7 protein-coding genes are annotated in these 12,219 nt (G+C 71.7%); 2 read left to right on the top strand and 5 right to left on the bottom strand.

Annotation, left to right across the window (positions count from 1 at the left end; genetic code table 11):
• Nucleotides 1-16 precede the first annotated feature (16 nt).
• A complete protein-coding gene (locus tag ACSYGO_RS32045) occupies nt 17-625 on the bottom strand; it encodes a TetR/AcrR family transcriptional regulator (RefSeq protein WP_460388564.1) in 609 nt (202 codons plus the stop codon).
• Nucleotides 626-734: 109 nt separating this feature from the next.
• On the opposite strand from ACSYGO_RS32045, the gene ACSYGO_RS32040 reads away from it, so the two are divergent.
• Together ACSYGO_RS32040 and ACSYGO_RS32035 are read left to right on the top strand one after the other, a co-directional pair.
• Nucleotides 735-2,300, top strand: coding sequence for an MFS transporter (locus tag ACSYGO_RS32040; RefSeq protein WP_432172487.1), 1,566 nt, complete (start codon nt 735-737; stop codon nt 2,298-2,300).
• A gap of 645 nt (nt 2,301-2,945) precedes the next feature.
• Entirely contained in the window at nt 2,946-5,909 is a 2,964-nt protein-coding gene (locus ACSYGO_RS32035; protein WP_460388562.1) for a helix-turn-helix transcriptional regulator, read from the top strand.
• An 804-nt stretch (nt 5,910-6,713) separates the two neighbouring features.
• Here ACSYGO_RS32035 and serA read toward each other — a convergent pair.
• From serA to ACSYGO_RS32015, 4 genes are all read right to left on the bottom strand, one after another.
• A complete protein-coding gene (gene serA / locus ACSYGO_RS32030; RefSeq protein ID WP_460388560.1) occupies nt 6,714-8,303 on the bottom strand; it encodes a phosphoglycerate dehydrogenase in 1,590 nt (529 codons plus the stop codon).
• Between the two features lie 266 nt (nt 8,304-8,569).
• Nucleotides 8,570-9,571 (bottom strand): ketol-acid reductoisomerase, encoded by a 1,002-nt coding sequence (gene ilvC, locus ACSYGO_RS32025; protein WP_099504719.1) that lies wholly within the window; start codon nt 9,569-9,571, stop codon nt 8,570-8,572.
• A 127-nt stretch (nt 9,572-9,698) separates the two neighbouring features.
• A complete protein-coding gene (gene ilvN / locus ACSYGO_RS32020; protein ID WP_028805269.1) occupies nt 9,699-10,229 on the bottom strand; it encodes an acetolactate synthase small subunit in 531 nt (176 codons plus the stop codon).
• Nucleotides 10,230-10,248: 19 nt separating this feature from the next.
• Nucleotides 10,249-12,105: an acetolactate synthase large subunit gene (locus tag ACSYGO_RS32015; RefSeq protein ID WP_426677909.1), complete on the bottom strand. Its 1,857-nt coding sequence runs from the start codon at nt 12,103-12,105 to the stop codon at nt 10,249-10,251.
• Between the last annotated feature and the right edge of the window lie 114 nt (nt 12,106-12,219).

Below are 12,219 nucleotides of genomic sequence, written 5' to 3'. Positions count from 1 at the left end.
GCCCGCCCGTACTACGTCAGCCGGCGGCCGTCTCCCCCCGGCCGCCCTTCGCCGCGCCGTCGAGCACCCGTCGCAGGCCCTCGGTCAGCTGCTCGGCGGTCGTCGCCGAGTCCGCGTCGAAGAGCCACTGCACGCTGAGTCCGTTGAGCAGGGTCTGGTAGAAGCCGCCCACCGTGCGCAGCGTCTCCTCGTCCACGTCGTCCTCCGATCCGCCCATGAGCAGGGGGACGAGGCCCCGGCGCCCCTCGTCCGAGGCCTTCACCAGGTGATCGCGGACCATGGGCAGCCGGTCGGTGTTGGTGATGACCTCGAAGGTGAGCATCCAGATCGCGCGGTCCTCGACGAAGGACCTGGTGACGTTCGTCCAGACCTCCTGGAAGCGGGCGAGGGAGCCCGGCTCCCCGACGGCCCCGCCCGCGCCGATGGACTCGAACGTCCCGCCGACGTCCGAGATGAGTTCGACGTAGGCCTGGGCGAGCAGCGCGTCCTTGGAGCCGTAGTGGTAGCCGATGGAGGCCAGGTTCGTCCCCGACTCCTTCACGATGTCGCGCGCCGTGGTGCGCACGAACCCCTTCGCCAGCAGGCAGCGCTTGGCGCCTTCGAGCAGATCCTCGCGGTGTCCCATGCGGGTCAGCGTACCCCGATCCAGACAAGCGTCCTATACGCACGTATCAAACCAACGTCTTATACGCTCGTACTAGACAAGCGTTTAAGACGCTCGTACAGTCACTGCCATGACGAACCCGAAGAGCACGACCGCCTTCGCGTCCGGCGCCCCCGCCGGCCGCCGCGAATGGACCGCCCTCGGCGTCCTGATGCTTCCGCTGCTCCTGGTCTCCATGGACGTCTCGGTCCTCTACTTCGCGATCCCCGCGATCAGCGCGGACCTGGAGCCCAGCGGCACCCAGCAGCTCTGGATCTTCGACATCTACGCGTTCGTGCTCGCGGGCCTGCTGATGACGATGGGCTCCCTCGGCGACCGCATCGGCCGCCGCAAGCTCCTGCTGATCGGTGCCGCGGCCTTCGGCACGGCCTCCGTGATCGCCGCCTACGCCGACAGCGCCGAGATGCTGATCGCCGCCCGCGCGGTCCTCGGCATCGGCGGAGCGACCCTGATGCCGTCGACGATGGCGATCATCCGCACGATGTTCACCGACCCCGGACAGCGCGCGAAGGCGATCGGACTGTGGTCCGGCGTCATGACCGGCGGCATCGCGCTCGGCTCGGTGATGAGCGGCGTCCTCGTCGAGTACTTCTGGTGGGGCTCGGTCTTCCTGGTCAACCTGCCCGCGATGGCGCTGCTGCTGATACTCGGCCCGATCCTGCTCCCCGAGTCCAAGGACCCGAACCCCGGCCGCTTCGACCTGCTCGGCGTGCCGCTGTCGATGGCCGCCGTCCTCCCCGTCATCTACGGCATCAAGGAGATCCCCTCCGAGGGCTGGAACGTCCGCTACGTCGTCTCCATCACCGTCGGCCTGCTCTTCAGCGCCCTCTTCGTCCACCGCCAGCGCACCACGAAGTCCCCGCTCATCTCTCCCGCCCTGTTCCGCGGCCGGGGCTTCGCCCCCGCCGTCGTCCTCAACCTGGTCTCGTCCTTCGGGATGATGGGATCGGCGTTCTTCACCACGCAGTACCTCCAGTCGGTGCTCGGCAAGAGCTCCATGGAGGCCGCGCTGTGGGCACTGCTCCCCACCGTCCTGGTCGGCGTCGCCGCGCCGGTCGCCGCGCAGCTCGTGCAGAAGGGCGTGCACCGCGCCCACGTCGTCTCCGGCGGCTTCGTCACCGGCGCCTGCGGCTACGCGCTGCTCGCCCTCGCCGGCACCGACTCGATGTGGCTCGTCCTCGCCGGCGCCGGCGTCCTCGCCTCCGGCATCGTCACCGTGATGTCGCAGATGATGGACCTCGCCCTCGGCACGGTCCCCATCGGCAACGCCGGTGCCGCGTCCTCCCTGCTGGAGACGGGCGCCGAGTTCGGCGGCGCGCTGGGCATGGCCGTCCTCGGCTCCATCGGCACCGCGGTCTACCGTCACGACATGCCCTCCGGGGTTCCGGCCCCCGCCCACGAAACCCTCGGCGGCGCGCTGGCCGTGGCCCGGCAGCTCCCCGGCGACACCGGCCAGGCCCTGGTGACGGCCGCCCGCGAGGCCTTCACCCACGGCATGCAGGCGGCGGCGATCGCGGGCACGGTCGTGCTGCTGGGGGCGGCGGCCCTGGCCACCGCGACCCTGCGGAAGGTGCACGTCCGGGAGGCCGAAGCCCCGGACGCCACGCACCCGGAGGCGGAGGGCGCGACCGCCTGACACGGGTCCACCGAGCACGTTCCGCGAGGGGCCCGGACCACCGCAGGGTGGATCCGGGCCCCTCGCGTGCGTGGGACCGGGTCCTTCGTCCCCGGAGGCCCACCCCTCGCGTACGCGGGACTGGGAGCCTCGCCCCCGAAGACCCGCCCCTCGGAGACCCGCGCACGGGGCACGCCCGGGCCGGAACGGGTCGGAACCGGCTCTGGGCCGGGTGCTCGGGTCGCCCGGTGCTCGGATCGCCGTCTGCCGAGATCCATCGTTCAGGTCGCCACGTGCTGGAGGCCAGTCGCCGTGTCCGCCACCTGCCGGGGCCTGTCACGCTGGTCGCCCCACCGAAGCCCGTCGCGCCGGTCGCCCCACCGGAGCCCGTCGCACCGGTCGCCCCACCGAAGCCCGTCGCCCCACCGGAGCCCGCCGCACCGGTCGCCCCACCGAAGCCCGTCGCGCCGGTTCGCCTCCCGCCGAGCGCGCCGTCGGTCGGAGTGCGCAGGCCGGAGCCGCCGCTTCCGGTCGCACCCCTGAGGTCCCGGCCGGACCCAGGGCACAGGCCGGAGCCGCCACTCCCCCCTCTCCGCCTCCCCGGCCCGTCGGTCCGAGTGCGTCGGCCGGAGCCGTCCTGTCCGAACCGCGTGCCAGGATGTCCCCGTGGCACAGACTTTCGGTACGCCGTTCATAGGCCGCGCGGACGAACTCGCCCGGCTCACCGACGTGCTGGAGCGGGCGAAGCAGGGCGACCCGCGCGCCGTGCTGGTGGCGGGCGACGCCGGCGTCGGCAAGACCCGGACCCTCGCGGAAGCCTCGGCGCACGCCGCCGACACCGGCATGACCGTCCTCACCGGCCACTGCGTGGACCTGGGCGACGTAGGCCTGCCGTACCTGCCGTTCACCGAGATCCTCGGTGCCCTCGCCGCGGACGAACGCTTCGCCCCCGCCCTCGCGGCGCACCCTGCCGTGGGCCCGCTGCTCGGCGCCGGCCCCGGCACCGGCGCGGACCACGGCGGGCGGCTCCAGCTCTTCGAGGGGCTGGCCGGACTCCTCGCCGCCGTCACCGACATCAGCCCGCTGCTGCTGGTCCTCGAAGACCTGCACTGGGCGGACCAGTCCTCCCGCGACCTCCTGCGCTTCCTGCTCAGCCGCGGCGTCCTGCAACGGCCGGCGGCCGGCGCCTTCACCCACCGCCTCGCGGTCTTCGCCTCCTACCGGGCGGACGACCTGCACCGGCGCCACCCCCTGCGCCCCCTCCTCGCCGAGCTGATACGACTGCCCGCCGTCGACCGCCTCGAACTGCGGCCCATGCCCGACGCCGAGGTGGCCCGCCTCGTCCGCGCCCTGCGCACGGACCCCGTGCCGGACACCACGGTCACCCGCATCGTCGAACGCGCCGAGGGCAACGCCTTCTACGCGGAGGAACTGCTCGCCGCGCTGCCGGGCGGCGTCGACCCCGCCTCCCCCGCCATGCCCAGCGGCCTCGCCGACGTCCTCCTCATCCGGATCGAGCAACTCTCCGAGACCGCCCAGCAGGTGCTGCGCACGGCCGCCGTCGCCGGCCGCCGCGTCGAGCACGACCTGCTGCGCGACGCCGTCCAACTGCCCGAGGACGCGCTGGAGTCGGCGCTGCGCGAGGCCGTCGGCCGGCAGCTCCTCGTCCCCGACGAAGCTGCCGCGTACTCGTTCCGGCACGCCCTGACCCGCGAGGCCGTGTACGCCGACCTGCTGCCGGGCGAGCGGGTCCGGCTGCACGGGACCTTCGCCAGACTCCTCGCGGAGAACGGCCGTTCGGCGCGGAGCGCGGCGGAGCGGGCCCATCACTCGCGCGAGAGCCACGACCTCGCCGACGCGCTGACGGCCTCGCTCGAAGCCGCCGACCACGCCCAGCAGGTCGGCGCGCCCGCCGAGGAACTGCGCCACGTGGAGATGGCCCTCGAACTGTGGCCCGCGGTGGAGGCCGCGGCCCGCCCGGGGGACGGCGACCCGGTGACCCTCACCCTGCGCGCCTCCGCGGCAGCCGCGCGGGCCGGCGAGTCCCACCGGGCGGTCCACCTCACCCGCGCCGCGCTCGCCCGGGCGGGCTCGGACGCCGACTCGGAACTCGCGGCACGCGTCCGCTACACCCTCGCGGGCAACCTGATGCGCATCGACAGCCTGAAGGCGGCCTTCACCTACAGCAGCGAAGCGCTCGCCATGATCCCCGAGGAGCCTCCGTCGTACACCTGGGTGTGGGCGGCGGCCACCCATGTCATGGCGGCGCGGTACGTGGGCCGGGACGAGGACGCCGAGCGGGTCGCCCGGCAGGCGCTGCGCACCGCCGAACAGCTCCGGCTCGTCGACGCGCAGGCCGACCTGTTGGTCTCCCTGGTCGGGCTGGAGCCCGACAACCGGCGTACGCAAAGGGGCCGCGACCGGCTGCGGCAGGCCCGCGAACTGGCGCGCGGCTCCGGCAACGTCCCGGTCGAGATGCGCGCGCTCTACAACCTCGCCATCGGCTGCTACGAATCGGGCGACCTCGACGAGTGCCTCGACTGGCTCGGCGAGGGCCTGGACCGTGCCCGCCGCTCCGGTCTCGTCTCCTCGCCGTACGCGCTGGAGCTGCGTTACCTCCAGTCCCTGGTGCTCTACACCCTGGGCCGCTGGGACGAGTGCGTCACCGCGGCGGCGTCCGATGCGGAGCGGCTGCCCGCCGCGGCCGGGTTCACGACCGGACCCGCCCTGTACGTGGCTGTCGCGCGCGGCGACGAGGACGCCGACGACCGCGCCCGTGCCCTGCTGGCGGGGCCGTTCGACTGGCTGGCCACGCTCATCGGCGGGATCGTGCTGACGGACGCCGCCGCACTGCGCGGGGACGCGGACGCCGCCGTCGGGCGGATGCGCGACACGATCAGCGCGCTCACCGGGAACACGGCCACCGACCGGCCCGACGTCGGGGTCCGGCTGGCCGCGCTCGCCCTGTCCGCGGTCGCGGACACGGCCGTGGAGCTGCGGCTGACCGGGGACGAGGCGGGGGCGCGCCGGTGGACCGACACCGCGGCCGAGCTGGTGGAGACCGCGCGGGTCACCGCGGACCGGGGCGAGGACGGTTCACGGCAGGGGCCGGAGGGACTGGCCTGGCTGGCGCGGGCCGAGGCGGAGTGGCTGCGCGCGCACTCCGGGCCGGACGTGCCGGCCTGGGAGAAGGCCGTCACCGCGTTCGGCTACGGCGATCCGTACGAGCTGGCCCGTTGCCGGTGGCGGCTCGCCGAGGCGCTGCTCGCGGCGGACCGACGGGTGGAGGCCGCCGAGCAGGCGCGGGAGGCCCGTGGGACCGCGGTCCGGCTGGGGGCGGTGCCGTTGCGTGAGGCCGTGGATGCGCTCGTGCGGCGCGGGCGGCTGGGCGAGGCGCCGTCCGGCGCGGACCGCTCCCCCGTGCTGACCGCCCGGGAGAGCGATGTCCTGCTGCTGCTCTCGCGGGGGCGGACCAATCGTCAGATCGGGGAGGAGCTCTTCATCAGCGGCAAGACGGCGAGTGTGCACGTGTCCAACATCCTCGCGAAGCTGGGTGCCGCGAGCCGGACGGAGGCCGTCGCCATCGCCTACCGACAGGGCCTGGTCACCCCCGGCCCGGACGGGCCCTGACCCCGGCCAGAGCGCCCCTGACCTGGGCCTGGACGGCTCCTGCCCTCGGCCGGAACGCCCCTGCCGTCAGCCCGGACAGCCCCTGACCCCCGCCCGAAACGCCCCTGCCGTCAGCCCGGACAGCCCCTGACCCCCGCCCGGAACGCCCCTGCCGTCAGCCCTGACAGCCCCTGACCCCCGCCCGGAACGCCCCTGCCGTCAGCCCGGACAGCCCCTGACCCCCGCCCGGACGGCTCCTTTCCCCGGCCGGAACGCCCCCCTGACCCCGGCCGCGACGCTCCGCCGGCGTCGATCGGACGCCCCCGACCGGATGGCTCGGCCCGGGATTACCTCGCCCCAGGATGCCTCGGCCCCAGGTCGGCGCCACCCCGGGTTCCTTCGCCCCCGCCGCCCCTACCCGTCCCCTGCCCTGGGGCTCCGCCCCAGACCCCGCTCCTCAATCGCCGGAGGGGCTATTTTTTGGCGCCCCAAACGCCGGACGCGCCGGTGCTCCCGGAGCACGGAAACCCCTAGCCCGTCCGGCGCCTGAGGACGAGGCCGCCAGGCCGATACGACAACGCCGGACACGATGGTGCCCCCGGAACACGGAAGCTCCCAGCCCGTCCGGCGCTTGAGGACAAGGCCGTCCAGGCCGATGCAGGGACCCGAGGACGCACGACGAACAGCACCACAGAAACCGCAAACGCCGGACACGCCGGTGCTCCCGGAGTGCGGAAGCTCCCAGCCCGTCCGGCGCTTGAGGACGAGGCCGTCCAGGCCGATGCGGGGGTCTGGGGGCGGCAGCCCCCAGGGGTGCGGGCGACCTCAGACGAGGTTGACCGAGCGAGCCGAAGCCGCTCCGATCTCCTCCGACAGCTCCCCGAGCACCGCCGGCGAGACCGTGTCGTCCACGGTGAGGACGGCGACCGCCTCGCCGCCCACCGCGGCACGGGCGACCTGCATGCCGCCGATGTTGATGCCGGCCTCGCCGAGGATGCGGCCGACGGTGCCGACGACACCGGGACGGTCCTCGTAGCGCAGCACGACCATGTGGTCGGCGAGCGCGAGGTCCACGTCGTACTCGCCGACGGCGACGATCTTCTGGAGGTGCTTCGGCCCGGCCAGCGTGCCGGACACCGAGACCTCCTGGCCGTCGCCGAGCGTGCCGCGCACGGTGACGACATTGCGGTGGTCCGGGGACTCCGAGCTGGTGGTCAGCCGGACCTCGACGCCGCGCTCCTGCGCGAACAGCGGGGCGTTGACGTACGACACCGTCTCGTCGACGACGTCCTCGAACACGCCCTTGAGCGCGGAGAGTTCGAGCACCTTGACGTCGTGCTGGGTGATCTCGCCGTACACCTCGACGTCGAGACGGACCGCGACCTCGCCCGCGAGGGCGGTGAAGATGCGGCCGAGACGCTCGGCGAGCGGCAGGCCCGGCTTGACGTCCTCGGCGATGACACCGCCCTGGACGTTCACCGCGTCGGGGACGAGCTCGCCCGCGAGGGCCAGGCGGACCGAGCGGGCGACGGCGATGCCGGCCTTCTCCTGCGCCTCGTCGGTGGAGGCGCCGAGGTGCGGGGTGCAGACGACCTGGTCGAGCTCGAAGAGCGGGGAGTCCGTGCAGGGCTCCTTCGCGTACACGTCGAGGCCGGCGCCTGCGACGCGGCCCTCCTTGAGCGCCGAGTACAGCGCCTCCTCGTCGACGATCCCACCGCGCGCGGCGTTGACGATGCGCACCGAGGGCTTGACCTTGTGCAGCGCCTCGTCGCCGATGAGGCCGAGGGTCTCGGGGGTCTTGGGGAGGTGGACGGTGATGAAGTCCGACACCTCCAGCAGCTCGTCCAGCGACAGCACCTTGACGCCCATCTGCGCGGCGCGGGCGGGCTGCACGTAGGGGTCGTAGGCGACGACCTTCATGCCGAACGCGGACATGCGCTGCGCGACGAGCGCGCCGATGCGGCCGAGGCCGACGACGCCGAGGGTCTTCTCGGCGAGCTCGACACCGGTGTACTTGCTGCGCTTCCACTCACCGATCTTCAGGGCCGAGTTGGCCTGCGGGATGTTGCGCGCGGTGGCGAGGAGGAGACCACAGGCCAGTTCGGCGGCGGTCACGATGTTCGAGGTGGGGGCGTTGACGACCATCACGCCGGCCTTGGTGGCGGCGGAGACGTCGACGTTGTCCAGGCCGACGCCGGCTCGTGCGACGACCTTCAGCTTCTTGGCGGCGGCGACGGCCTCGGCGTCGACCTTGGTGGCCGAGCGGATCAGGATCGCGTCGACGTCCGCGATCGCGGGCAGCAGCTCGGCGCGGTCCGCGCCGTTCGCGTGCCGGATCTCGAAGTCCGGGCCCAGGGCGTCGACGGTCGCGGGCGACAGCTCTTCAGCGATGAGTACGACAGGTTTCGAGCTCACGTGAGTCCTCACAAGTCCAATGCGGACGGCCGTCCCGACGGCCGCAGGCGGTGGAGGTTGGCTAGCCGCGTGGAAGACGCACGACGCTGTGGGCCTGACGCGTATGTTGTGCAGCAGTGTAGTGGCGTCACGCCGTACGTCTTACGCCGCTGCGGAAGGATCACCCGTCCGTGGCTGGACGGGATGGACAACGCCGCGTCCGCGGCGTTACCCGGGGTTCGACGCGGGGGCCGAAGCGTCACGCTCCGGCCCCCGCGTCGTTCGGCTCACGCCTCGTCGTCGTTCACCCACGACATGAGCTTGCGCAGCTCCTTGCCCGTGGTCTCCAGGAGGTGGTTCTCGTCCTGGGTCTTGTACTCGTTGTACTTCTTCAGACCGGAGTGGTACTCCTCCATCCAGTTCTTGGCGAACGTGCCGTCCTGGATCTCGGCGAGGACCTTCTTCATCTCGGCCTTGGTGGCGTCCGTGATGATGCGCGGGCCGGTGACGTAGTCGCCCCACTCCGCGGTCTCGGAGACGGACCAGCGCATCTTCTCCAGGCCGCCCTCGTACATCAGGTCGACGATGAGCTTCAGCTCGTGGAGGCACTCGAAGTAGGCGATCTCCGGCTGGTAGCCGGCCTCGGTCAGGGTCTCGAAGCCCGCCTTGACCAGCGCGGCCGTACCACCGCACAGGACGGCCTGCTCACCGAACAGGTCGGTCTCGGTCTCCTCGGTGAAGGTCGTCTTGATGACGCCGGCACGGGTGCCGCCGATGCCCTTGGCGTACGAGAGCGCGAGCGCGAAGGCGTTGCCGGTCGCGTCCTGCTCGACGGCCGCGATGCAGGGAACGCCGCGACCCTCCTCGTACTGGCGGCGCACCAGGTGGCCCGGGCCCTTGGGGGCGACCATGGCGACGTCGACACCGGCCGGCGGCTTGATGAAGCCGTAGCGGATGTTGAGGCCGTGGCCGAAGAACAGGGCGTCGCCGTCCTTCAGATTCGGGGCGATGTGCTCCTCGTAGACCTGGGCCTGGATCGGGTCCGGCACCAGGATCATGATGACGTCGGCCTCGGCGGCGGCCTCCGACGGCGTCACCACGCGCAGGCCCTGCTCCTCGGCCTTCGCCTTGGACTTGGAGCCCTCGTGCAGACCGACGCGGACGTCGACACCCGAGTCACGCAGCGACAGCGCGTGGGCGTGGCCCTGGCTGCCGTAGCCGATGACCGCGACCTTGCGGCCCTGGATGATGGACAGGTCGGCGTCGTCGTCGTAGAACAGCTCGGCCACTGGGGTTCTCCTTGGTGTGCTCGTGTTGCGTCCCACCGTACGGCGGGCGGGGGAAGGGAAGTCTTCGGGTCTCGGTATGCGGGCGGACTGTGTGCGCTGTCCGCCCGCACCGAGACGGTTTCCGGGATTAGGCCGACCGGTCCAGAGCGCGCAGCGACCGGTCCGTGATCGAACGCGCCCCGCGTCCGATCGCGATCGTGCCGGACTGGACGAGCTCCTTGATGCCGAACGGCTCCAGCATCTTGAGCATGGCCTCCAGCTTGTCGCTGCCACCGGTCGCCTCGATGGTGACCGCCTCCGGGGAGACGTCCACGGTCTTGGCGCGGAACAACTGAACGATCTCGACGATCTGGGAGCGCGTCTCGTTGTCGGCGCGGACCTTCACCAGAACGAGTTCGCGCTGAACGGCCGAACCGGGTTCCAGCTCGACGATCTTCAGCACGTTGACGAGCTTGTTGAGCTGCTTGGTGACCTGTTCGAGCGGCAGTGCCTCGATCACGTTCACCACGATGGTGATGCGGGAGATGTCGGGGTGCTCGGTGACACCGACGGCCAGCGAGTCGATGTTGAAGCCGCGACGGGAGAACAGGGCCGCGATCCGGGCGAGGATGCCGGGCTTGTTCTCGACGAGGACGGAGAGGGTGTGCTTGCTGCTCATGATCTGACTCGGCTCTCTCTCAGTCGTCTTCGTTGTCGCCGAAGTCGGGGCGGACGTCCCGGGCTGCCATGATCTCGTCGTTCGAGGTGCCGGCGGCGACCATCGGCCACACCATCGCGTCCTCGTGGACGATGAAGTCGACGACGACCGGGCGGTCGTTGATCGAGTTCGCCTCCTCGATGACCTTGTCGAGGTCGTCCGGGGACTCGCAGCGGATGGCGTGGCAGCCCATGGCCTCCGACAGCTTCACGAAGTCGGGGACGCGGGTGCCGGCGCTCGGCTGCTTGCCGTCCGCCTCCGGGCCGGAGTGCAGCACGGTGTTGGAGTAACGCTGGTTGTAGAAGAGGGTCTGCCACTGGCGGACCATCCCGAGGGCGCCGTTGTTGATGATGGCGACCTTGATCGGGATGTTGTTCAGGGCGCAGGTGGTCAGTTCCTGATTGGTCATCTGGAAGCAGCCGTCGCCGTCGATCGCCCAGACCGCGCGGTCCGGCTGACCGGCCTTGGCGCCCATCGCGGCCGGGACCGCGTAGCCCATCGTCCCGGCGCCGCCCGAGTTCAGCCAGGTGGCGGGCTTCTCGTACTGGATGAAGTGCGCGGCCCACATCTGGTGCTGGCCGACGCCCGCGGCGAAGATCGTGCCCTCGGGCGCGAGCTGCCCGATGCGCTCGATGACCTGCTGCGGCGAGAGCGAGCCGTTGTCGGGCTGGTCGTAGCCGAGCGGGTACGTCTCGCGCCAGCGGTTCAGGTCGTTCCACCAGGCGGAGTAGTCGCCGGCGTGTCCTTCGCCGTGCTCCTTCTGCACGGCCTGGATCAGGTCGGCGATGACCTCGCGGGCGTCACCGACGATCGGCACGTCGGCGGCACGGTTCTTGCCGATCTCGGCCGGGTCGATGTCGGCGTGGACGATCTTGGCGTACGGGGCGAAGCTGTCCAGCTTGCCGGTGACGCGGTCGTCGAAGCGGGCTCCGAGGGCGACGATCAGGTCGGCCTTCTGCAGCGCGGTGACGGCGGTGACCGCACCGTGCATGCCCGGCATTCCCACGTGCAGCGGGTGGCTGTCGGGGAATGCGCCGAGCGCCATCAGGGTGGTGGTGACGGGCGCTCCGGTGAGTTCTGCGAGGACCTTCAGCTCGGCGGTGGCGTTCGCCTTGAGGACGCCGCCGCCGACGTACAGGACGGGCCGCTTGGCCTGGGTGATCAGCTTGGCGGCCTCGCGGATCTGCTTGGCGTGCGGCTTGGTCACCGGGCGGTAGCCGGGCAGGTCCTGGACGGGCGGCCACTGGAAGGTGGTCTGCGCCTGGAGGGCGTCCTTGGCGATGTCGACGAGGACGGGGCCGGGACGGCCGGTGGAGGCGATGTGGAAGGCCTCGGCGATCGTCCGCGGGATGTCCTCCGCCTTGGTCACCAGGAAGTTGTGCTTGGTGATCGGCATGGTGATGCCGACGATGTCCGCCTCCTGGAAGGCGTCCGTGCCGATCGCCTTGGAGGCGACCTGCCCGGTGATCGCCACGAGCGGCACCGAGTCCATGTGCGCGTCGGCGATCGGGGTGACCAGGTTGGTGGCACCGGGGCCCGAGGTCGCCATGCAGACACCGACCTTGCCGGTGGCCTGCGCGTAACCGGTGGCCGCGTGGCCGGCGCCCTGCTCGTGGCGGACGAGCACGTGCCGCACCCGCTTGGAGTCCATCAGCGGGTCGTACGCCGGAAGGATCGCACCGCCGGGAATGCCGAATACGGTCTCGGCCCCGACCTCCTCAAGCGAGCGGATGAGGGACTGCGCGCCCGTGACGTGCTCGGGGGCGGACTGCTGTCCTCCGGAACGGGGCCGCGGCTGCGGATGGTGGGCCCCGGTGGCCTGCTCGGTCATCGGCATTCTCTTCTCGATGCTGAGGGTTTTTGCGAGTTTTGTGCGGTGTACGACATGTGCCTGTGCAACAAAAAACCCCTCGTGCCGTGAGGCAAGCGAGGGGAGCGCGCCGGGTGCGGT

The organism is Streptomyces krungchingensis (assembly GCF_054729265.1).
This window is presented reverse-complemented; position numbering and strand designations above follow the sequence as displayed.

Excerpts from the sequence above, each read along its gene's own strand:
- ACSYGO_RS32045 (WP_460388564.1), bottom strand. The coding sequence starts at position 625 with ATGGGACACCGCGAGGATCTGCTCGAAGGCGCCAAGCGCTGCCTGCTG.
- ACSYGO_RS32040 (WP_432172487.1), top strand. The coding sequence starts at position 735 with ATGACGAACCCGAAGAGCACGACCGCCTTCGCGTCCGGCGCCCCCGCC.
- ilvN (WP_028805269.1), bottom strand. The coding sequence starts at position 10,229 with ATGAGCAGCAAGCACACCCTCTCCGTCCTCGTCGAGAACAAGCCCGGC.
- ACSYGO_RS32015 (WP_426677909.1), bottom strand. The coding sequence starts at position 12,105 with ATGCCGATGACCGAGCAGGCCACCGGGGCCCACCATCCGCAGCCGCGG.